Origin of the sequence: Mesorhizobium salmacidum (SeqCode), from assembly GCF_037179605.1 — a bacterium.
Classification (GTDB): Bacteria; Pseudomonadota; Alphaproteobacteria; order Rhizobiales; family Rhizobiaceae; genus Mesorhizobium; species Mesorhizobium salmacidum.
The window spans coordinates 16,238-38,419 of record NZ_JAPYKS010000037.1; the positions used below are offsets into that span (position 1 = coordinate 16,238).

Consider the following 22,182-nt stretch of genomic DNA (forward strand, 5'->3'; position numbering starts at 1 on the left):
TCACTCACGTTCTCGCCCCTGCCTGGAGCCGGTAGCGGTCGAGGGCGACCGCCACGATGATGACCAATCCCTTGATGATGTACTGCCAGATATCAGAGACACCGGCCAAGATGAGCCCGTTGGACAGCACCGCGATGATCAGGCCGCCGATCAGCGTGCCCCAGATCGACCCGACGCCGCCGACGAAGCTGGTGCCGCCGAGGATGACGGCGGCGATGGCGTCGAGTTCATAGCTCTGCCCGAGTTGTAAGCCGTTGGCTGCGTAGAGCCGGGCCGCCGACATCGCGCCGCCGAGACCGGCGAGCAGGCCGGAAACGCCGTAGACGAAGAGCAGCACCAGCGGCACCTTGATACCGGTCAGTCTGGCTGCCTCGGCATTGCCGCCGACGGCGTAGATCCAGGTGCCGAGCACGGTGCGCTTCAACACCAGCCAGGACAGCACCACCACCGATAGCGCGATGATGACCAGCCAGGGGATGCCGAGCACAGAACCGTTGCCGATGAAGTCGAACGGCAGGTCGGAGTTGAACACCGTCGTGTCCTGCCCGAGCAGGCGGGCAACGCCGCGCACGGCGGTCAGCGAACCCAACGTGACGATGAACGGCGGCAGCCTGATATAGGCGACCAGCAGCCCGTTGATGAGCCCGAAACCGAGACCGACCAGGATGGCCGCCGGCACGCCGAGCAGGCCCCAGTCCGGCACCAGCGACACCAGCACCGCCACCATCGCCGAGGCGGCGAGAATGGAGCCGACCGACAGGTCGATGCCGCCGGTCAGGATGACGAAGGTCATGCCGGCGGCAAGCACGATGTTGATCGACGATTGTTGCGTGACGATGAGCAGGTTGGTGCCGGTCAGAAAGCGCGGATTGATGAACTGGAAGCCGGCGGCCAGCAGCACCAGCACCGGCAGCATGCCAAGCGCCGCAAGCGCGGTGCGCAGCCGCCGGCTTCTGACCGCCGCCTGATCCACGCTCTTCGTCCCGGTCGTCCTGTCTGTCATCGCTGAGACGCTCCCGTCGCAAGTTCCATGATCGCTTCCTGGCGAAGCGGCTCGCCTTCGGATGCTGTCACCTCGCCAGCGATCGCGCCATCGCGCATCACCAGCACGCGGTCGGCGACGCCGATCACCTCGGGCAATTCGCTGGAGATCATCAGGATGGCGATGCCCTTGTTGGCGAGATTGTCGATCAGCCGGTAGATTTCCGACTTGGCGCCGACATCGACGCCGCGGGTCGGCTCGTCGAGGATGACGACCTTCGGCTCGGTCTCCAAAAGGCGCGCGAGCAGCACCTTCTGCTGGTTGCCGCCCGACAGCGAGCCGGCATTGGCCTGTGCCGAGCCGGTGCGGATGGACAGGTCGGCAATGGCCTTTGCCGCTCTCCTGTCGGCGGCGGTGAAATCGCGAAAGCCGCCGGCTCGCGCATCCCCGGCCAGCACGCCCATGCTGATGTTGTCCGAAATCGACATGTCGAGGAACAGGCCGAGTTCCTTGCGGTCCTCGGTGAGATAGGCGATGCCGGCGTCGAGCGCCTCGCGCGGCGAGCCGATGGTCACCGGCTTGCCGTCGAGTTCCATCGTGCCGGCGCTGCTCTTGTCGGCGCCAAAGATCAGCCTGGCAAGCTCGGTGCGGCCCGAGCCGACGAGGCCTGCCAGTGCCAGCACCTCGCCGTGATGGAGGTCGAACGAACAGTTCTTCAGCAGACGCCCGTCGGACATGCCGCGCACCGAGAGCGCGACGGCGCGTTTCTCGTCCGGCGGACGATGATCCTTCTTGTAGAAGGCGGAGAGATCGCGGCCGACCATCATCGAGACCAGGCGCGACGCGTTGAGGTCGGCGCGATCGAGCGTACCGACATAGCCGCTGTCGCGCAGCACGCTGACACGGTCGGCGAGTTGGTAGACCTCCTCCATGCGGTGGCTGATGTAGATAATGGCGATGCCTTGCGCTTTCAGCGTCGCGATCACCTCGAACAGGCGGTCGGTCTCGCGCGAGGTCAGCGACGTGGTCGGCTCGTCCATAACGATGATGCGCGCATTGGTCGACAGCGCCCGGGCGATCTCGACCAGCTGGCGCTCGCCGAGCGACAGGCTGGAAACCAGGGCACGCGCCGAGAAGGAGACACCGAGCCGGCCGACGATCTCGGCGGCGCGCCGGTTGCACTGGTCGCGGTCGACGACGCCGAACCGGCGCGGCTCGTTGCCGAGGAAAATGTTCTGCGCCACCGTCAGGTTCGGCGCCAGTGACAGTTCCTGGTAGATCACCGCGATGCCGGCGGCGCGCGCCTTGATCGGATCGCCGGTCGCGGCGGGCGCGCCATCGATCAGGATCTCACCGCCGGGATCCGGCCGATAGGCGCCGGACAGCACCTTCATCAGCGTCGACTTGCCGGCGCCGTTCTCGCCCATCAGCGCGTGCAGTTCGCCTGCGTGGACGCTGAGCGAGACGTCCTGCAGGGCGCGTATCGCGCCGAAGGTCTTGGAGATGTGGCGCATCTCCAGCACCGGCTGGCGCGTCGCTGGCGTCCGGACTGCCGCGCTCATCGCGCACCACCGGCCGCCCTGGCGGCGCTATCATGCCCGGCAACGCGATCGCGCCAGGTGTCGCGATAGCCGGCGATGCCGCCGAATTGTTTCGCCTGCACCGGCTCCGGCGGCTCGGCGGCGAAGTCTCGGCCCACGCTCTCGAAGGCGAGCGCCGCGGCGCCCGTGGCGCTGCCTTCCAGCGAGGCACCTTGCAGGAAGGCCTGACCGGGACGCAGCTGCGCCAGCAGCCCGGCGAGCAGGCCGCCAGTGTTCAACCCGCCATCGACGATGACAGTGTTATCGGAATGGATGAGGTCGAGGCAGAGATCAATCATCAGCGCCACGTAAAGCAGCGCCACCGCCGCGCGTTCACCGGCATCGGGCATGCGTCCGACCAGCCGGCCAGGGCGATCCGGCATCGGCCCGCCCGGCGCGAAGCTCGGCAGCGCCATGATGCCGGCATCGATCGCCTGCTGTATCGGGCCATGCGGGATGGCGCCTTGCCAGCCGCCGCTGATGACGGCGAATTCGCGCCCGCCCATGAAGCGTATGGTCGGCACCGGACCGCCGTCGACATCGACATTGACCAGCATGTCGCGGTCGCGGTCGAGCGCTTCGAGCGGACAGTCGGGATTGAGCACGACGACCCAGGTGCCGGTTGACACGACGGTCAGCGGTCCAAGCCCTTGCCGTCGATAGGCGTACAGCGCCGCATTGGAGTCGTGGACGCCGTTGTGGATGGCGATCGGGCGCCCGGCACTGCCGAAGCGCTGCTCGCCGATGACCGCGCCGGCGCGTTCGAAAGCCGGCATCTGGCCGCGCCAACCCTCGGCGTCGACCAGCGAGGAAAAGTCGCGTTCGCGCGGCGCCCACAAATGCGAATGGCAACCGAGATAGGACACTTCGCAGACCGGCAGGCCGCCGAGGCGCCAGCTCCAGTACTGGGGATAGCCGAGGAACCATTTCGCCGCCGCGAACGTGTCGGGATCGACTTCCTGCAGCCACAGCATGTGACGGCCATAGTTGAAGCCGAGCGGCAGGCGGGGAGAGAACGTCTCGGCGAAATCCGGAATACGGCGGTCGATCCGCGCCGCGATTTCGGCCGGCGGCTCCTGCTCGTAGTCGAGGATCGGATGGGTCAGCGCCTTGTCGTCGACAAGGGCGAAGGTGCAGCCATGGCCCGACACCATTACTCCTTCCACACCGTGGCTTTCGACCACGTCGGTGATGGCACCGAACGCCCAGCCATGGAGGGCGGCCTCGTCGAGTACGCTGAAACCGCCTTGTCGCGTCCATTTCGGCTGCGTGCGGCGCTCGTCGAGGATGCGTCCGTCCTGGCCGAAGACGAACAGCTTCGAATTGGTCTTGCCGAAGTCGAGCACCGCCACGTTCACGCGAGGGCTCCCGAGGTTGAAGCAATCCGCACCATGACGCCGGCATCCTCCAGCATGCGCGCATCGGCATCGGAGAGCCCGTCATCGGTGACCAGCGTGCCGATGCGCGACAGGGGCAGCGCGACATTGCGGGCGTGGATCGACAGTTTGCGGCTGTCGGCCAGCACCACGATCTGATCGGCGCAGAGGCTGAGGTCGACGATGGAGCGCACCAGCAGCGGATGCGATTCCAGCAGCCCTTCCTGGTTGAGGCCTTGCGTGCCGAGAAAGAATTTCGAGGCATAGAAAGGCGTTGCCTGGGTCAACGAATGGATGATGCCTGGTTCGCGGTGCAGGTCGCCGCCGGCAACCGTCAGGCTGCAATGGCCATGATCGCTGAGATAGGCCGCGAGCGGCATCGAGTTGGTGTAGAGCCGGATGCTGCGGTCGGCGAGCTTGACGCCGAGATGAAAGCAGGTCGAGCCGCCATGGACGATGACGGCATCGCCATCGCGCACCATGGTCGCGGCGACCGCCGCGATCTGCCGCTTGGCCTCGACTGCAAGGTCACGGTTCTCGTCATAGGGTCGGGCAAAGGCCACGCCCGCATGCGAAGCGCCGTCGAGTGCCGAGATACCACCATAGACCTTGCGGGCTTCACCGGCCTCATCGATCCGGTCGATATCGCGCCTGACCGTCGCCGCCGAGACACCGAGCCGCTCCTGCAACTCGCGCACGGAGGCGAACGGGCGGTCCCGCAGCAATTCGACGATCTGACGCTGGCGGCCGAGGTCGCTCAACCCTTTCCTCCCTGACGCCATTTTCCGTGGCAATTGGTGCAACTTACTCAACATTAGTCGGATTGCAAGCTCATTTGACGATAGTAGATCAGCATTGACGCAGATCACTCACATCTGCGATACCATCGCCAACACCGATCCCGACGACGGGATTTTGTGCGAGCGCTGGAGAAAAGGGCCATGGCAACCCAATCTGATGCACAGGAACTGGCCGCCTTGCGGGCGCTTTCGGCCAGCATCGGACTGAACCCGCATATGACGCAGGCGGCGGGCGGCAACACCTCGCTCAAGGCCGGCGACACGCTGTGGATCAAGGCCTCGGGAACCTGGCTGAAGGATGCGCTCAGCGACGACATCATGGTGCCGGTGGCGATGGCACCGCTGCTCAAGGCCGTCGAGCAGCGTGATCCAGCCGCCGACAAACCACAGGCCTTCGCCATCGAAGACCTCAATCCGCGTGGCCTGCGCCCGTCGATCGAGACCACGGTGCATGCCTTGATGCCGCAACCCGTGGTTCTGCATGTCCACTGCGTCGACACGATTTCGCTTGCCGTCCAAGCCGATGGCGAGGCCGAGGTCGCCAGGCGGCTGGGCGACATCGAATGGGCCTGGGTGCCCTATTTCCGGCCAGGCCTGCCGCTCGCCCGCGGCATTGCCGAGAAATTGCGGCCGGGGGTCGACGTGCTCATCCTTGGCAATCACGGGCTGGTGGTCGCCGCCGAAACCGTCGCCGCGGCGGAAGCCTTGCTGCACCGCGTCCGGTCGCTGCTGGCGCGACCGGCGCGCGCGACCGCAGCACCTGATATCGCGGCCTTGACGGCGCTGGCCGGCGACTACCGATTGCCGGCGGATGTCGAAGCGCACGCGGTCGCGCTCGATGCGGAAAGCCTTGATATGGCCGAAGCCGGCAGTCTCTATCCGGACCATGTCATCTTCCTCGGCCAGGGCTCGGTCGTTGCGAAGCCGGGCGAGGACGTGGCCGGCGTCATCGCGCGGCTCGGCGCGGCACCCGTGGCAATCCTGTTTCCCCGCGCCGGCGTGCTGATGCGCGGCGACGCCAGCGCCGGTGCCGACGCCATGCAGCGTTGCCTCGCCGACGTGACCGCGCGCGTCGACGGCAAGGCGCGGCTGAACTATCTCACCGCCGCCGAGAACGACGAACTGGTCAACTGGGACGCCGAGCAGTATCGCCAGAAGCTAAACGCCGCCAGCACGGCCTAACAGAGGACGGACGACATGACGCCACTTGTCGTCGGCATCGACATCGGCACCTCCGGCGCCCGCGCCGTCGCCATGCGTCAGGATTTTTCCACCGCCGGCCAATCCGCCGTTTCACTCGACAGATTTGGCCAGAACCCCCGTGATCCCCGGACTTGGTGGCAAGCGGTCCAGGCGGCGCTGGCGGATTTGCTTTCGGGCATCGACCGCGCCGCGATCCGGGCCGTCGCCATCGACGGGACGTCGGGCACGCTGCTGCCGGTCGACATCGATGGGCGGCCGCTGGCCGAGCCACTGATGTACAACGACAAGGTCGATGACGCCGACATCCTGGCCATGGTCGCCCGTGAGGCGCCGGCAGCGAGCGCCGCCCACGGAGCGACGTCCGGCCTCGCCAAAGCCTTGCGGTTCCAGCATCAGCCCGGCATAGCGGCCGTGCTGCACCAGGCCGACTGGATCGCCGGCAACCTGTCCGGACGCTTCGGCGTCAGCGACGAGAACAATGCGCTCAAGACCGGCTATGATGTCGAGGCCCGCCGCTGGCCGGACTGGATCGCGACCACCGGCATGCGCATGGACCTGCTGCCTGATGTCATCGAACCGGGCGATGTCACCGGCACGCTCACCGCGGCCGCCGCGGAGCTTTTCGGCCTGCCCCGCGATGTTGTCGTGGTTGCCGGCACCACTGACGGCTGTGCCTCGTTCCTGGCGACGGGCGCCACCGCGGCCGGCGACGGCGTCACCGCTTTGGGCTCCTCGCTAACCATCAAGATCCTGTCCGACCGGCCGATCTCGGCGCCGCGCTTCGGCATCTACAGCCATCGGCTCGGCGATGTGTGGCTGGCGGGCGGCGCCTCGAATTCCGGCGGCAAGGTGCTGGCGCAGCATTTTCCGCTCGCGCGGATCATCGAACTCAGCGCGATCATCGACCCCACGACCGAGACCGGCCTCGACTACTATCCGCTTGGTACGGCTGGCGAACGGTTTCCCGTGGCCGATCCGGCCTTGCCGCCGCGTCTCACCCCACGGCCCGCTGACGATGCCGATTACCTCAAAGCGATGTTCGAGGGCATGGCGGCGATTGAGGCGCTTGGTTACAGCAGGCTGGCCGAACTTGGCGCGCCGGCCCTGACCTCCATTCGCAGCGTCGGTGGCGGCGCCGCTAACCCGGTGTGGAGCGCGATCCGGCAGCGCAAGCTCGGCGTCGCGTTCCTGCCGGCATTGTCGGACGAGGCCGCCGCGGGTACGGCACGGCTGGCGCTGAAAGGCGCAAGCGAGGCAGGGCTTCTATGAATACGAAAAAGCTCGAACGTCTCGACGGCATCGGGCCGCTGGCGGAACGCTATCAGGTCTTCCTGCTCGACCAGTTTGGCGTGCTGCATGACGGGCGGGTTCCCTATCCCGGTGCGGTGGCGGCACTGTCCACGCTGAAGCGCGCCGGCAAGACCGTGGTGCTGATCTCCAATTCCGGCAAGCGCGCCCGGCCCAACGAGGCACGCCTGCTGAAGCTTGGCTTCGAGGCCGGCAGTTGGGACCATTTCGTGTCCTCCGGCGAGGTGGCGTGGCGACGTTTCCACGAGATGGCGGCAACCGGAGCCTTGCGGTCCGGCACGAGGTGCCTGCTGATCAGCCGCGACGGCGACCGCAGCGCGATCGAAGGCCTGCCCTTCGGGCTGGCGGAGGCTGGCGAAGACGCCGAACTGGTGCTGATTTCGGCCAGCGAGGGGGACCGCCACGACCTCGACCATTATCGCCGGCTGCTCGCCCCGGCGGCGGCGCGGCAAGTGCCGTGCTTCTGCACCAATCCCGACAAGATCATGCTGACGGCGGTCGGACCTCGCTTCGGCGCCGGCGAGATCGCCGATCTCTACGAAATCCTGGGCGGCGGTGTCACCCGCATCGGCAAGCCCTATCCGGCGATCTTCGAGGCGGCACTCGCACTGGCCGGCGAACCAGAGCACGGCAGCGTGATCTGCGTCGGCGACAGTGTCGAACACGATGTTGCAGGCGGCAATGGTGTCGGAATCGCAACGGCGCTGGTGCTGGGTGGAATACTGGCCGGCACGCCTGACCTTGCCGCTGTTTTCGACGAACACAAGGCCTGGCCGGATTACACCGCGAATTCGTTCAGCTTTCGCTGACCGCTTCCAGCATCCGCCTTGCGCTTTCCTCGTCGGTGATCAGGATTGTCGGCGCAATCAGGTTCATGGCGCCGAGCAGCGCATCGGTCTTTTCCGCGCCGCCGGAGGTCAGAATGCGGATCGGCGCCTTGCGCAGCCGGTCGACGTTCACCGACATCACATGGTTGTTGACGGGATGGTCGACCAGATCGCCATTGCGGTCGTAGAAATGGAACAGGAGGTCGCCGACGGCGCCGCGCGCCAGCAGCGCCTCCCGGTCCGCTTCCCTGAGGAAGCCGCCGCGCGAGAAGGTGGTGGCTGAAGCGATGCCGCCAACACTCAGCAGAACGGCATCGAGCGCGTCGGCCATTTCAAAAACCTCCTGCAGACCGCAACGTTCGACCAGCGCGATCTTGGTCTCGACGCTGTCGACGACGGCCGGCGTCGGCATCAGATAGCCGTCGCCCTGGAAGATTTGGGCGAAGCGCCAGGCGAACTCGGCCGGGTTGGTCCGGCGTGCGATGCCGACGCCGCCAAGCAGCGAAATCACCTTGAAATCGGTCAGCGATTTGGCGCTGATGAACGGCAAGGTGTGGAACAGCGTATTGCCCCAGCCGACGCCGACCTGCATCCCGGACTTCATCGCGTCGGACAGGAACATGCCGGTCTTGGCGGCGATTGCCGGGATCGGGTCGGCATTGGCCGCTGTCAGCGGCGCCACCAGCGCCTGCTGCAGACCGAAGGTCTTTTCGAGCGCGCGTTCCAGCCGCACGATCTCCAGAAGCTCGCTCTCGATGGTGATCTTGACCTCGTTGCGCGACCGCGCCTCCGCCAGCATGCGCACGATGGTGACACGGCCGACCCCAAGCACGTCGGCGATCTCGTTCTGCGTCATCTGCTCGACGAAATACATCCAGGCGGCGCGGATCCTGAGGCGGTCCGTCCGGCTCTCGCTGACGACCTGCTCGGTCGCTTCGGCTCCTGCCCGCCTTTCATCGGCCCGCCTTTCGTCGGCCCGCCTTTCGTCGGTTTGTCGTCCCCTGGCCAAATGATCCCTCCCCCGCGGCGGCGGACGCGCGCGCCGTCGCCGATTCTGCGTGCTGGTCTACTATCGCCTATTGATCTACCAATCGATAGGAACAATGTAGAGTCGGTGGGCGGGCCATTGCAGGTGGCCCCGCACGGCACATTCGAGGCGAACCGCGATGCTCCGACAAATCTCCGAAGATGTCCGCGTCAACCTCAAGGACCGGCTGCGGGAAGTCCGTGACATCATCCGCCAGAGCCGCCATGACGGCGCCAGCGAGGCCAGCCTGCTGCACGAAGCGACCAGCCATCTGCCGCCGTTTCCGGGCAAAGGCATCGAAGGCCTGCTCAGCCATGCCGCGAGTGCCGTCGACGAAGCGCTGTCGATCGCCGAATCCTTCGTCCCGCATGAACGCCCGATAAGCGTCGACGGAACGACCGTAAAAGGCCTCGGCACCTATTTCCCGGCCGGGGACGAAGACCAGCAATTGGGGGCCGAGCGCCTGTTCCGGCGCGACATGTACTATCTGACCAAGGCGGTGCTTGCCGGGCTGAACATCGACCATGCCCGTATCCATGAAGCCGGGTTCGCCGCCGTCCACGCGGCCATGCACAGGCGCCATGGCGATCTGTTGGCTGCGCTGGCCGCGCCTGGTGCTGGACTGCAGGCGATCGCGGCGACGTGTTCGGCGTTGCTGATCGAGTGCCTCGGCCAGCGCCCGATCCGTTTTGATGACACCGCCCCGGAAGCGACGGCAATGGGTGATAGGGCGCTCGACATAAGCTGCCTGGCGCCGGTCGTCCTGGCCTGCGGGCTGGCGACAAACGGCCGCAACGACGCGCCGGAGCCCGACATGCTGGAAATCGCGATCCTGGCCGCCGATATCCGCCGCGACCGCATCATCCAGGCCTACGCCAAAACGAGCCCGGCCGATGAATTGACACCTGTCTTCCACACCTTGCTTGCGCATTTGCCATAAGGCCTCCTGGCGCTCAGAAAACAGAGCGGCCGCAGGGCTACTCCCCGGCCGCCATCGCCATGATCGTCTTCTTGGCGCGCTGGATCGACGCCGGGCTCATCGACAGTTCGGTGAGACCCATCTCCAGAAAGGCCGGAATGAGATCCGGCCGGCCCGCCGCCTCGCCGCACATGCCCACCATGATACCGGCGGCGACGCCGGCCCTGGCCGTCAGTTCGATCGCAGACATGACGGCTGGGTTGGTGACGTCGTTGAGCTTCGCAACGGTCGGGTTGAGCCGGTCGGCGGCCATGATGTACTGGGTCAGGTCGTTGGTGCCAATCGAGAAGAAAGCCACCTCCTTGGCCAGTGCCGGCGCGATCAGCACCGCAGCCGGGGTCTCGATCATCACGCCGAGATCGAACGTCGCGTGCGGCACGCCTTCGGCCTGGAGTTCGGCGGCGCATTCGTCCACCAGGATGCGCGTCTGCCGCACCTCGCCAAGATCGGAAACCATCGGCAGCATCACCTTGATGTTGCCGTGTACGGCGGCCCTTAGCAGCGCCCTGAGTTGGCGCTTGAAGATATCGGGCCGGTCGAGGCACATGCGGATGCCGCGCCAGCCGAGGAACGGATTTTCCTCGTCGGGAAACTCGATGCCGGCAATCGGCTTGTCGCCGCCGATGTCGAGCGTGCGCACGATGACCGGATAAGGCGCGAAGGCCTTGGCCAGCGCCGCATAGGTCTCGGCCTGCATGTCTTCCGACGGCAGGTGCATGTGGCGCATGAACAGGAGCTCGGTGCGGAACAGGCCGACACCCATGGCGCCGGCTTCCTGCGCCGCCTCGATCTCCTCGAGCGAGCCTATATTGGCCGCGACTTCGATCACCTTGCCGTCCGCCAGCTTCGGCGTCACCGTCTTGAAGGCGGCCAGGCCGGCACGTTCCTTCGCCGCCGCTTCGACCCGGCTGGCGAAATCGGCGCGTGTCGCCGCATCGGGATCGATAATCACCTGGCCGGTATTGCCGTCGAGCGCCACCTCTTGCGCCGTGCGCAACGCATTGATCCGGTCGCCGAGGCCCAGTACCGCCGGAATGCCGTGCGAGCGAGCGATGATGGCGATGTGCGAAGTGGCGCCGCCATGGCCGCATACCACGCCGCCGATGCGTTTCAGCGGCGCACGCGCCAGGTCCCAGGCGCCGATGTCGTCGGCGATCAGGATCGCACCTTGCGAAATATTTTCGAGGCTGACGTCGTCTTGGCCCAGCAGCGCCAGGCAGATCTGCCGTCCGACCGCATGGACATCGTCCGCCCGCGCATTGAGGTAGTGATCGTCGACGGCGCTGAAATCGGCGGCGATGGTGGAAGCGGCGGTGATCATGGCCGAGACCGCGTCATTGCCGCCCTTGATCGCCTTCTCGGCCTCGCCGGTCAGGCTGTCGTCGGCGGCGATATCCCTGAGCGCCGCGACGATGCCCCGGTCACCGGCCGACAGACTATCCTGCGCCAGCGCCCGATCCATGCGCGTCTGGACGGCGGCAACGGCGGCGCGGAACCTGTCGATCTCGCCAGCGATCTCATCGGCCCGCAGCATCCGGCCCTGTCCAGCGAAATCAGGCGGGAAATGCGCGAAGGCCGGCCCGATGGCGACGCCCTCGCTTGCGGCGACACCGCGCAAACCACTGCTTGCTTCGCCTGATCCAGCCGGCGCGGGTTGGGACGCGGGCGCCGCTTCCTTGCCTGCGTCATTCGCCGGGGCGTGGGTTTCTTCGTCGTCGAGACCCGCCTTGGGGTTCTCGAGATAGCCGATCAGCGCCTCGATCGCCTCGATGGCGTCGGCGCCGTTCGCCCGCACGGTGACTTCCTGGTTTTCCTTGACCGCCAGCAGCATCAGCTTGACCGAGCTCTTGGCGCTGACCGCCTTGCCGTCCTTGACCAGTTCGACGTCGGATTCGAAAGCCTTGGCGAGCTTGACGAAGCGCGTGGCGGGACGTGCGTGCAAACCTTCATGCACTCTGACGATGGTCGAGCGTTCCATGGCAAATACTCTGCTGTTTCCTAGCAGATCGCCGTCTCACGGCGAACTGCTCTACTTCTTTGTTTTAACGCAATTCCGGACGGAAAACCGTTTCACACTTTTCCTGGAATTGCTCCAGCGCCAAAGCCAGACCGGCTGGGGCGCGAATGCTTTCAGGCGGCGATGGTGATGATCGCGTCTGTTTTCAGGGCGGCCACGAGCGCTTGTGTATCGACCTGCGATGCACAGATCTCGCCCGGCCTTTCGGCCTCGGTGGCGCCGTTGAACGAGATGACGACGTGGCCCATCTCGAGGACCTTGCTCCAGGCGCTGGAGCCGACGGCGGTTATAACGGCCGAAACCGGGCCAAGGGTGATCGACGCGCCCTTTTCAGGCGCGCCGTCGCTGGGTCCGATCTCCGTCTTGTGGAGCACGGAAACCTCGGCAAGCTCCGGTGGCGAGCCATCCGCGAACAGGATGACCACGCCGCTCTCGGCGAGGTCCGCCACTTCGGGTCCTATTGCCGTGACCCGTGTCTTGAGAAGAACCGACATATGGCGAACCTCGTTATTTCTGGTGTTTAGAACACGATCAGGGAGACGATCCAGGCGATCAGCACCGAGACCGGACCCATGATCTGGCGGCTGATGAGCACCGCCGGCACCCCGATTTCGATGGTTTTCGGCTTGGCTTCACCCAGTGCAAGGCCGACCGGGACGAAGTCGCAGCCCACTTGGGTGTTGTAGGCAAACAGCGCCGGCAGCGCCATTGCCGGCGAAATCGTGCCGTTGGCGATCTGCGGGCCGATGATGGCGACACCGATGACCTGCGCGATGACGGCGCCTGGCCCCAGGATGGGCGACAGGAACGGCAGGCCGCAGATGGCCGAGATGACCAGCAGGCCGACGATGTTGTTGGCCAGCGGTCCCATCGGCTGCGCCAGCACGTCGCCGATGCCGGTGTACAGGATCAGGCCGATAAGCATGGTCACGAAGGCCATGAACGGCAGCACGTTGCGGACGACCTGGTCGATGGTCCGGCGGCCGGCATTGAAGAAAATGCCGACGACACGACCCATGACGCGGCCGATCGTGCTGATGAAACCGATCAAGCCACCCTCGCTGGGCAGCGCCGTCGGCGTCGCAGTGTTGTTGGTAGAACTCATCGACGCTGCTCCCCCCGCAGTTGTGACCGCCTCGGAACCGTCCGCCATTGTGACATTGGCCGGTTTCACGCCCGAAACGTAGATATCCTCGGTGATGAACTGGGCGAGCGGCCCAGCCTGGCCGACCGGCGTCAGGTTGACGGTCGGGATACGCTTGCGCGGATAGACGCCGCATCGCGCGGTGCCACCGCAATCGACGACGACAACCGCCATCTCGCCTTCCACCGGCGGCGCCTTGAAACCGTCTACGGCTGTGGCGCCGGTCATGTCGGCGATGAGTTGGGCCACGGGATGGATCCCGCCACCGGTCACGGAGACGACCTTGTCGCGCTGCGCGGTCGGCTCGATGACGAGCGGGCCGCCCCAGCCGGTGGAACCCCGGGAGACTTTTACGGCTTTGTATGTCTTGGCCATGATGTCCTCCCCGCCCTTACAGCTCAACGCCCTGGCGGCGTGCCATGATGGCTGTGATGCGCTCGGTCAGCATGCCCTTGAGCAGGATGACGACGAGACCGACGATCGCGTACCAGATCGCCACCTTGACGTGGTAACCGGCGACGACAACGCCCCGCTTCTCGAGATCGAGCAAGGCAACGAGCATGCCTCCCCAGACGAAATATTCGCCAGGGTTGATGTGCGGAAAGAGGCCGAGCGGCGGATGCACGTAGGACACGGCCGCGTCGTAGAAGGCGGGCTTGTGCTTCTCTTCCAGGAACGACCCGAAGGTGTAGGCCATCGGGTTGGTGAGGAAAAACACCGCCAGCAGCGGCAGCACGGTATAGCGGGTCAGCGCGATGCGGCCAGCACCACGCGCCAGGCCGTGGACACGCTCTTCGCCGACCAGTTCGGTGACGGCGTAGAAGGCTGTCATCAGCACGACAAGTGTCGGGATGATGCCGGTGACAAAGCCGGCGAAAACTTCGCCGCCCTTCTGGAAGATGCCGATGAAGTACTTGCCGATGGCAGTGAGCCAGCCAAGCTGCTCCTCCTGCTGCACATTTTTCAGCTGTTCCTTCAGCTGCTCGGCGGTAACCGGCGCCCCGTCGGTCTGCGCCTGCGCAAGGATCACGAGATGATCGGAAGCATGCTCGACGGCGAGCCTGCCATGCAATGCAGCGTCCGAAACCATGGCACCCGCGATATGCAGGTTATGCACGGCCATGTCGGCATGCTGCGCCAACAACGAAAATACAGACATTTCTCCTCCTTATGCCGGCCCGCCGGTTGATCCCGGTCGGCGCACGGCCTCCTCTATCCCTTTGATCCAGAGGCGGATTCAGATTTCAGGTCGATTTGACCTGGAAATCATCCGACTCTAGGCCCTTGCTACATTCAAGCCGGCCAGGCCCGGCTTCTTCCCCGGCTCCGACCGTGCTTTGTCGATCTGTTCGATCGCCCGCTTCACGGCCTCGGCCACACCGGGTTCCCCCTCCCCCATGATCGCAGGGTTGGACCGGAGTCGATCGAGGGGGACACCCTCGAATTTTTCATGTCGCTTGAATTTGGTGAACACGGAACGGCCGCTCATCACCATCATGCGGCGCACGATCAGGTCGGGCGTAACCACGACCAGCGCGATTGTTCCCTTGGCAAATCGGCCGCGAAAGTTGCCAGCGCCGACGAAGCCATCCTTGTACTGATCGGTGACGCCCCTAAAGACATCCGAATAGTGCCGCATCTGCAGCCAGACGCCGAGCGACTGCAACGCCCACACAATAACCAGCAGGAGCAGTCCCCACTGCCAAATCGCCATTCGGTTCTCCTCCCGAAGCCTCAATCGAGGCGCACCTTGGACCGGCACGCGACAACAGCAAAGTGAGAACATTTGTTTCCGCGAATGTCAATATGTATGATATTGGCCTCAACCACGGTCATCCACAGGGCCGCCGCGCGATTTCGGCGAGGGCACGACTGTGCTAGCCTGTGGGGAAACGGGATACAGGAAATGGAACTGCCCTTCAGGGATGAACTGGCCCTCATGCCCGATCTGCGCCACCGGCTTCGGCAGTTGCGCTGGTTCCGCGCCACCTTCCGCGGCAGCGCCAAGGTGGTTTCGGACACATTCGGCGTACGCTTCGAAATCGACGAGGCGAAGCTGACCCGGGCTTTTCTCGACTGGGTCGAGGTCATGGAAGCGCAGAAGCGCTTCGCCACGATCGACCGCGCCGATTTCATCGTCTTTGCCGCCGGCCTCGTGCTGCGCGAACTGATCAAGCAGGCGCCGGCCAGGGAGATCTCCGGCCTTACCCAGCTCATCGAAACGGATCAGAATGCCGGCACGCTGGACATCATCCGCTTCTGGCCGGAAGGCTTTCTCTACACCAACTACTGCGTCTCGGTGATTTCGGCCATCTACGAGCAGGAGTTCGGTTCAGCGCCTAGCATCGACGAATGCGCCGACGACCTGCGCACCTGGTGGTCCTATCGCGAAAACGTCACCGAAATGCCGGCCTATGCCGTGGCTTTCCTCGACCGCTTCCTGGGCGCGGAACCGAACTGGATCACGCCCGACCGCGCGCAGTCGCGGCAGGCCATGCAACGAGCGTTGGGGTCCTCCCGCGCCAGCGATGCCTTGCGCCAGCTTTGAATTGGCCTCTATTGCCCCCTATTCAAGAGGCCGCGAGTGCCCGCTATTGAACATTTGACTTTTTGTCGATAGCGATGTGCCAATTCTGACAGAGGCCGGGAGAAACGCGTGGCGCCGTCAAGACTGATCATTTTCGATTGCGACGGCGTTCTCGTCGACAGCGAGCCACTGGCCGCCAAGGCCTATGAACGTGTCTACGATAAGCATGGCATGCCGGGCGTTCACGGCGGCATCATCGCCCAGTGCGTCGGCATGAAGCAGGCCGACATCATCGTCAGGATCAAGGAATTGACCGGCCATCAGTTTCCCTCGACGGCCGATGGCGATATCTGGGCCGAGACTAAAGCCCTGTTTTCGCAGGAATTGAAGCCGACACCGGGAATCACCGCATTCCTGGAAACGCTCGAGGGCGGCAGTTGCGTTGCCTCGTCGTCCTCCGTCGAGCGCATCAACCACAGCCTGGCCATCACCGGACTGGCGCGGTTCTTCGGCGATGCGATCTACAGCTCCTCGATGGTCAAGAACGGCAAGCCGGCGCCGGACATCTTCCTGTTCGCCGCTGCGAAGATGGGCGCCAACCCGGCGGACTGCATTGTCATCGAGGATTCACCTTTCGGCATCCAGGGCGCGGTTGCCGCCGGCATGACGGCGGTCGGCTATACCGGTGGCGGACATACTTATGCGGAACATGCCGCACGGCTGACGGCCGCCGGTGCCGATTTCACCTGCGCCGACTGGCATGAAGTTAGCCGGCAATTGTCCGGGCTGGGTGTATCGGCCTAGCGAGCGGGTAGTCCAAGGCGCGCCCATTCGCCAGGCGGAATCACAGCTCCGACGCGGAAGTCGAAGGACAAGACCCTGGTCGCGTCGCTGTCGACCTCGCAGCGGAAGCCCAGATGGAACCACGTGGTTGAGGTACGGAAAGCAACGTCAGGGGCGTCAAGGACATTGCCGGCCTTCAGCGGAACACTTGGGATCAAAATGGGAAAATAGGAGGCGTCCAGCAATTGCTGCTGCAACGCGCTGGCGCAAAGTTTGGCACCACGCTGACCGCGAGGCACGCCACCCATCGAGGTCGTGGCCAGCGCGTCACCCGTAGCGCCCTGCGAGTAAAGCTTGCGAACGCCCGGAAGGCCTGAATACCTGCGCGATGCGGCGCTGGTTACATCAGTGGAACCTGGGCTTCCGGCGCCCCCGTTTCGGGACTTCGCAACCTTTGAAGAGCTGGGCTTCGGTGTATTTGTCGGTTTAGGCTCCGGCTTCGCAGCCGACATTGGAAGCTCGATCTCACCGTTCCCGACTGTGGCCAGCGGCGTTGGTGCCGCGCCTGTCTGCTTGGCGGCGTCCTGCGATCCCGCCTGTTGTTTGGCGGCCTGCTGCTTATCTGCGTCCTGGGTCAGAGTTGTCTGCTTCTCCTGCGCGGGCTCGATATCCTTCGCGTCGGTTGCCGGCTTTTCGCCGGCCTCAGCTGAATCCGCCGGCTTCTCGGTGCCTGCCGGCACGTCGGATTGGGTCTCAGCAGGCTTCTGCACGACCGGCGGCTTCGCATCCTTGGTCGGCGACGACGAACTGTCTTGAGCGCTGGCCCCATCCAGGGATTTCCGGGGGCCCGCATCCTTGTCGCCGAACTGAAAAACAGGCTTCAGCACCTCGATTGGCGGAGGCTTCTGCGGCTGCGGAGCCGGCTTTTCAACTTTCTGCTCAGGCGGTTTTTCAACCTTCGGTTCCGGTGGCTTAGGGGACGGTACAGGGGCCGGTTTCGGTTTTGGCTGCTCGGGTGGGGGCACGAGCGCGACATTGACCGGTTCCTCCTCCTGCGGCTGTTGGCGAGGCGTGGGCAGGCCATAGATCAGGAGCCCCGCGACAAGCGCATGCAGGATCAGCGATGCGGGGATACCCCACAGCAAATTCCGACGCCGCTCTCCTGTCTCGCCCTTCATCCTGACCGATGTGGAATGAAATAGCGGCGGCTTCAAGCATAAGCATTGGATTGGCGCAATTTGGCCGCTGACAGGTTGGTGACCTGGATCACCCCGCGCAGATCCGTGTTAGCGAGGCGTCGGCACGACATCGAGCAGGATGCGATCATTGCCGCGGCTCACGGCGAGGGCTGGTGCCGCCCTCTTCGCCGAAACCGCCAAGCAGGTCCAGTATCATCACGAGGCTGCTCCCGCCGCCGGGATCAGCCAGCCGGATTTTATGTGCAGGCGCGCCTGCGCCCCGTTCTCCAGCACAACCGGATCGGGCTGCTCGAAATGCAAGGTGAGGTCGGGATCGGCCTGGGGTGTGAATTCGATGCGCGCCGCGCCGCCTTGGTAGACCGCCCGCTTGACGAGACCGTCGAAGCCCGAGGCATCGGCCGATATCTCGATATCGGCGGAGCGGCAGCAGATCCTGGCGCCGGCGCGCGGCCGCTCGCCAGGCCGGCAGCGGACCACCAGCTCGCTTCCGAGTACCCGGACCTTGCAATGGCCGCTTTCCTCGCCCGTCAGCACGTCCGCCGGCAGCAGGATGCCTTGCGAAATGAAGGAAGCGACCATTTCATTTGCCGGCTCATGATAGAGGTCGCGCGGCCTCGCAAGCTGCGCCAGGCGTCCACGATCCATCACCGCGATGCGGTCGGCCAGCGCCATCGCCTCGGTCTGGTCATGGGTAATGTAGACGATGGTCGTGTCCGTGCGCTTATGGAAGGCGGCGAACTCGTCCTCCATCGAGGCCCTGAGATGCACGTCGAGATTGGCGAGCGGCTCGTCGAACAGCACCAGCGAGGGTGCCGCCACCAGGCAACGCGCCAATGCCACGCGCTGGCGTTGGCCGCCGGAAAGATTGGCGGGCCTGCGCTCACCCAGGCCCTGCAGATTGACCAAGGCAAGCGCGTCTTCCACTTTTTGGCGCGCAACCGCCTTGTCGAGTTTGGCCACCTTCAGCGAATAGCCGATATTCTCGGCGACACTCATGTGCGGCCACAGGGCGTAATTCTGGAAGACGATGCCGACCCGCCGCTTTTCCGGCGCGATGCTGCCGCCGCTGTTCGAAACGACATCGCCGCCGATGCGGATTTCGCCCGAGGTCACTTTCTCGAAACCGGCGATCAGCCGCAGCAACGTCGTCTTGCCGCAGCCGGAAGGTCCGAGCACCGCCAGAAACTCGCCGTCAGCGACATCGATCGAGACATCCTTCACGGCATCGAAATCGGCGAAGCTCTTGGTCACGTGGTCCAGGATCAGTCGCGCCATGGCAGTACTCCGCTCGGAAGATGAGGGGCAAGCAGGTTGGTCACCAGCATCAGCGCGAAGGTGACGGCGACCGTGATGACGGACATCGCCGCCGCATAGTTGGAATCGCCGCCCTGCTCGAAGGAAAACATCACCACGCCGATGGTCTCCGAAACCGAGGACCACAACAATGCCGAGACCGTGAGTTCGCTGAGCGCCGTCATGAAGATCAAAAGGGCACCGGCCACCGCAGCCGGCGCGACCAGCGGAAAGATGATGGTGCGCACGCGCGTGAACAGGCCGGCGCCCGCCACCTGCGCTGCCTCCTCCAGTGTCCGGTCGATCTGGTGATAGCCGCTGATGGTCGGCCGCAGCGCTAGCACCAGGAAGCGGGCGAGATAGGCATAGAGGATGATCCAGACAGTGTTGTAGAGCTGGATGCCGGTCAGCGGGATCGGCCGCAGGAACAAGAGCAGCGAAGCGATCGCCAGCACAACGCCGGGCAAGGCGTAGGGCAGTTCGACCGAGAGATTGAGCAGCCGCACCCAGCGCTGCTTGCCCCAGGCGATCAGGTAACCCACCGGTACGGCAACGATGACGGCGAAGAACGCTGCCGCGATCGACAGCCAGAAACTGTTGAAGAAGGCGCGAGTGGCGGCATCATGCTCGAACAGCACGAAACGGTAATTGTCGAGCGTCGCCGTCTTGGCGGTGAGCGCAATGCCGTAGCCCGGCACCAGCGAGGTCAGCACCAGCCCGAACAGCGGCAGGACCAGCACCAATACGATGAGCAGCCACATGCCGGCCTGGACGACCGGCCGCCAGCGGCCCAGTTCATAAGGTTCGGCCGGCAGCGCTGTCGAAGAGATGCGGTAGTCGCGGCGGCGGCTCATCACCTCCTGGGCGAGGATGCCGGCCATGGCGATCATGCCGATCAGTACGGACAGGAACGCGGTCTCGCCGAGCACCGCCGGACCGCCGCCGGCCAGCTTCTGATAGATGAGCGTCGGCAGCACCAGGTAGTTGGCGGGAATGCCGAGAAAGGCCGGAATGCCGAAATTGCCGACGCAGGAGACGAAGGCAAGTGCTGCCGCCGCCATGATGGAGGGCGTCATCAAGGGCAGCACGATGGTGGCCAGTACGGTGAACCGGTTTGCACCGCCGGCACGTGCGGCTTCGACCAGTTCGCGCGGCAGCTTGCGCAAGCCGGCCCGCACCAGCAGGAAGACCAGCGGCCCGTATTGTACGCCAAGCAGCAGGATGATGCCCGAGGTCGAATAGAGCGGGTTCTTCGTGCCGAGCGGGGGAGCCGCCCCGAAAAGCCTGAGGAACGGGCTCGCCGGGCCGAACAGTTGCAGCCAGGCCAGCGCCGTCACCTGCGGCGCGATCATCAGCGGCATGACGTAGCAGAGCACCAGGGCGCTTCGGCAGCGTATATCGGTCAGCGAGACGAGCACGGCCACCAGTGTTCCCGAAAGCACCGCCAGAAGCGTGCCGCCGATGCCGACGACCAGCGTGTGCCACGTCGCGATCCAGGTTGCCGGGCTTCTCAGCCCGGCTTCCACGGCCGCGGTCGACAAGATACCGCCGGGCGCCACGATCTCCTCGACGAGGCGTAGCATGGGCAACATAGAAAGCAGGACGATGACGACGGCCGCCGCCGCCGTCAGGACCATTTCCTGGCCACGGCTTTCCCTGATGCGTGTCGGCATGATTGCGTTTCCTGGGGTCAATGCGACCGGGTGCGGTTCATTTCGGCGCAATTCCGGACGGAAAACGCTTCGCACTTTTCCTGGAATTGCTCTGGCGAAGCGAGCGGGATGCCGCTGCCGGCACCCCGCCGCGATCGACGGCTCAGCCGCCGAACAGTTCCTGGAATTTCGCCTTGTCGGCGTCGGTCTTGGCGACGATCGCCTTGGTGTCGAATTTCATCACCTTGACCTTGACGCCTTCCGGCAGCCAGTCGGGACGGCCGACCGAGGCGCGTGCCGGCAGGTAGCCCATAGACAGCGCCAGCTTCTGGCCCTCCTCGGACAGAATGAAGTCGACGAACTTCTTGGCGCCATCGACGTTCTTGGCGGTCTTCATGATGGCGACCGGCTCGGTCACGGCAGGCACGCCTTCGCTGGGGAACACGAACTCGACCGGCGAGCCCTTCTTCTTGGCGTTCATCGCCATGAAATCGACGAGGATGCCATAGGGCTTCTCGCCCGAAGCCACCGACTTCAGCACCGCGCCATTGCCGCGCACGCTGACGGTATTGTTGGTCTTCAGCTTCTGGAAGAAATCCCAGCCATAGTTGGTATCGCCGGCGAAGCCCGAAAGCAGGTAGGCGGCCGCACCCGAATAGAGCGGGCTTGGCATGACCAGGCCATCGGCATAGGCCGGCTTGGCGAGATCGGCCCAATGTTGCGGCTTTTCGGCCGCGGCGGTGTTGTAGACGATGCCGGTGGTGATCAGTTTGCTGCCGAAATAGGTCTTGTCGGCATCATAGGCATCCGCGTCGACCCCGTCGAGCTTGGCCTCGGGATAGGCCATCAGCCTGTCGTCCTTCTTCAGCAGTTCCATCGAGACCGCGTCGGCGATGAGCAGCACGTCGGGCTGCGGGCTGCCTGCGGCGAACTCGGCCGCCATCTTGGTCAGGATGTCGCTGGTTCCGGAGCGATAGATGGTGACGTCGATGCCGGGCTGCGCCTTCTTGAAGGCATCCACGGTCTTGGCCGCGTCCGCTTCCGGCTGGGATGTGTAGAGCGTCAGTGTTTCGGCATTTGCCACGCCGGCGAACAAAGTTGCCGCGAGCGCCAGCTGGCTGGCCAACAGCTTGATGAATAGCGTCTTCATGAGACCTCCTGTCCTGTCTGTGCATGACCGGTCTGGGCCCTGACCAGCACCCCGTCTCTTCCTCCCTGCACGGCGCATATGACTGGTGGATGACACAGCGCATCCAGGCTTGGATCAAGATGAGATCAGGGCCGCCTTCTCGCGCGAGAGGCGCGTCGACGCCCAACAGGCGCTTTGTGTAAGGCTCCGCCGGGGTGAATCTGGGCGGGAGGTCATCAGATAAAGCAATCCGGAGATCGGTGCTACACCAGCATGCCCATCGGATTTTCGATCAGCTTCTTGAAGGCGACCAGCAGTTCGGCCCCCAGGGCTCCGTCGACGGCGCGATGGTCGGT

The 22,182-nt window shown here is 64.8% G+C and carries 21 protein-coding genes; 6 read left to right on the forward strand and 15 right to left on the reverse strand.

Annotated elements, in window-relative coordinates; all coding sequences use genetic code 11:
* Positions 1-4 precede the first annotated feature (4 nt).
* Genes O7A60_RS29025 through O7A60_RS29040 form a run of 4 tightly spaced genes read right to left on the reverse strand, consistent with a single transcriptional unit; the run spans position 5 to position 4,699 of the window.
* Positions 5-1,003 (reverse strand): ABC transporter permease subunit, encoded by a 999-nt coding sequence (locus O7A60_RS29025; protein ID WP_127279100.1) that lies wholly within the window; start codon positions 1,001-1,003, stop codon positions 5-7.
* Entirely contained in the window at positions 1,000-2,544 is a 1,545-nt protein-coding gene (locus tag O7A60_RS29030; RefSeq protein ID WP_337109135.1) for a sugar ABC transporter ATP-binding protein, read from the reverse strand. The genes O7A60_RS29025 and O7A60_RS29030 overlap by 4 nt, the downstream gene beginning before the upstream one ends.
* Positions 2,541-3,920 carry an FGGY-family carbohydrate kinase gene (locus O7A60_RS29035; RefSeq protein ID WP_337109136.1) on the reverse strand — a complete coding sequence of 460 codons (1,380 nt, stop codon included), beginning with the start codon at positions 3,918-3,920 and terminating at the stop codon, positions 2,541-2,543. The genes O7A60_RS29030 and O7A60_RS29035 overlap by 4 nt, the downstream gene beginning before the upstream one ends.
* Positions 3,917-4,699 carry a DeoR/GlpR family DNA-binding transcription regulator gene (locus O7A60_RS29040; RefSeq protein WP_337109137.1) on the reverse strand — a complete coding sequence of 261 codons (783 nt, stop codon included), beginning with the start codon at positions 4,697-4,699 and terminating at the stop codon, positions 3,917-3,919. The genes O7A60_RS29035 and O7A60_RS29040 overlap by 4 nt, the downstream gene beginning before the upstream one ends.
* A 180-nt stretch (positions 4,700-4,879) precedes the next feature.
* Between O7A60_RS29040 and O7A60_RS29045 the strand changes: the two genes are divergently transcribed.
* From O7A60_RS29045 to O7A60_RS29055, 3 genes are read left to right on the forward strand one after another with little or no spacing between them, the layout of a single operon-like run.
* A complete protein-coding gene (locus O7A60_RS29045; protein ID WP_337109138.1) occupies positions 4,880-5,920 on the forward strand; it encodes a class II aldolase/adducin family protein in 1,041 nt (346 codons plus the stop codon).
* 15 nt (positions 5,921-5,935) lie between these two features.
* A complete protein-coding gene (locus O7A60_RS29050; RefSeq protein ID WP_337109139.1) occupies positions 5,936-7,210 on the forward strand; it encodes an FGGY-family carbohydrate kinase in 1,275 nt (424 codons plus the stop codon).
* Positions 7,207-8,058, forward strand: coding sequence for a TIGR01459 family HAD-type hydrolase (locus O7A60_RS29055; RefSeq protein WP_337109140.1), 852 nt, complete (start codon positions 7,207-7,209; stop codon positions 8,056-8,058). The genes O7A60_RS29050 and O7A60_RS29055 overlap by 4 nt, the downstream gene beginning before the upstream one ends.
* Here O7A60_RS29055 and O7A60_RS29060 read toward each other — a convergent pair.
* Entirely contained in the window at positions 8,045-9,085 is a 1,041-nt protein-coding gene (locus tag O7A60_RS29060; RefSeq protein WP_337109141.1) for a sugar-binding transcriptional regulator, read from the reverse strand. The genes O7A60_RS29055 and O7A60_RS29060 overlap by 14 nt on opposite strands.
* Positions 9,086-9,242: 157 nt before the next feature.
* Here O7A60_RS29060 and O7A60_RS29065 point away from each other — a divergent pair, with 157 nt between their 5' ends.
* On the forward strand, positions 9,243-10,043 hold the full coding sequence (locus O7A60_RS29065) for a hypothetical protein (protein WP_337109142.1): 801 nt from the start codon (positions 9,243-9,245) through the stop codon (positions 10,041-10,043).
* 37 nt (positions 10,044-10,080) lie between these two features.
* Here O7A60_RS29065 and ptsP read toward each other — a convergent pair whose 3' ends face one another.
* From ptsP to O7A60_RS29090, 5 genes are all read right to left on the reverse strand, one after another.
* Positions 10,081-12,060, reverse strand: a complete 1,980-nt coding sequence (gene ptsP / locus O7A60_RS29070; RefSeq protein ID WP_337109143.1) for a phosphoenolpyruvate--protein phosphotransferase — start codon at positions 12,058-12,060, stop codon at positions 10,081-10,083.
* A gap of 152 nt (positions 12,061-12,212) precedes the next feature.
* Positions 12,213-12,593 (reverse strand): PTS glucitol/sorbitol transporter subunit IIA, encoded by a 381-nt coding sequence (locus O7A60_RS29075; RefSeq protein ID WP_337109144.1) that lies wholly within the window; start codon positions 12,591-12,593, stop codon positions 12,213-12,215.
* A 26-nt stretch (positions 12,594-12,619) separates the two neighbouring features.
* Complete coding sequence (gene srlE / locus O7A60_RS29080; protein ID WP_027143557.1) at positions 12,620-13,618, reverse strand: PTS glucitol/sorbitol transporter subunit IIB; 999 nt, start codon at positions 13,616-13,618, stop codon at positions 12,620-12,622.
* A 16-nt stretch (positions 13,619-13,634) separates the two neighbouring features.
* Positions 13,635-14,402, reverse strand: a complete 768-nt coding sequence (srlA, locus tag O7A60_RS29085) for a PTS glucitol/sorbitol transporter subunit IIC (protein ID WP_027143558.1) — start codon at positions 14,400-14,402, stop codon at positions 13,635-13,637.
* A 117-nt stretch (positions 14,403-14,519) separates the two neighbouring features.
* Positions 14,520-14,957, reverse strand: a complete 438-nt coding sequence (locus O7A60_RS29090; RefSeq protein ID WP_337109145.1) for a transcriptional regulator GutM — start codon at positions 14,955-14,957, stop codon at positions 14,520-14,522.
* Positions 14,958-15,149: 192 nt separating this feature from the next.
* Between O7A60_RS29090 and O7A60_RS29095 the strand changes: the two genes are divergently transcribed.
* Both O7A60_RS29095 and O7A60_RS29100 read left to right on the forward strand, forming a co-directional pair.
* Positions 15,150-15,791 carry a hypothetical protein gene (locus O7A60_RS29095; protein WP_337109146.1) on the forward strand — a complete coding sequence of 214 codons (642 nt, stop codon included), beginning with the start codon at positions 15,150-15,152 and terminating at the stop codon, positions 15,789-15,791.
* Between the two features lie 108 nt (positions 15,792-15,899).
* The gene (locus O7A60_RS29100) at positions 15,900-16,574 is read left to right on the forward strand and encodes an HAD family hydrolase (protein WP_337109147.1); all 675 of its coding nucleotides are present in this window, start codon (positions 15,900-15,902) and stop codon (positions 16,572-16,574) included.
* On the opposite strand, the gene O7A60_RS29105 is transcribed toward O7A60_RS29100, so the two are convergent.
* The 5 genes from O7A60_RS29105 to O7A60_RS29125 all read right to left on the reverse strand — a co-directional run.
* A complete protein-coding gene (locus O7A60_RS29105; RefSeq protein ID WP_337109148.1) occupies positions 16,571-17,731 on the reverse strand; it encodes a DUF930 domain-containing protein in 1,161 nt (386 codons plus the stop codon). The genes O7A60_RS29100 and O7A60_RS29105 overlap by 4 nt on opposite strands.
* Positions 17,732-17,947: 216 nt before the next feature.
* Positions 17,948-19,027, reverse strand: coding sequence for an ABC transporter ATP-binding protein (locus tag O7A60_RS29110; RefSeq protein ID WP_337109149.1), 1,080 nt, complete (start codon positions 19,025-19,027; stop codon positions 17,948-17,950).
* Positions 19,015-20,718, reverse strand: a complete 1,704-nt coding sequence (locus tag O7A60_RS29115; RefSeq protein ID WP_337109150.1) for an ABC transporter permease — start codon at positions 20,716-20,718, stop codon at positions 19,015-19,017. Before O7A60_RS29115 ends, O7A60_RS29110 begins: the two co-directional genes overlap by 13 nt.
* Positions 20,719-20,860: 142 nt before the next feature.
* A complete protein-coding gene (locus O7A60_RS29120; protein ID WP_337109151.1) occupies positions 20,861-21,847 on the reverse strand; it encodes an ABC transporter substrate-binding protein in 987 nt (328 codons plus the stop codon).
* A gap of 242 nt (positions 21,848-22,089) precedes the next feature.
* Positions 22,090-22,182 (reverse strand): 2-oxo acid dehydrogenase subunit E2 (locus tag O7A60_RS29125; RefSeq protein ID WP_337109152.1); only part of this gene is annotated, 93 nt, incomplete at its 5' end.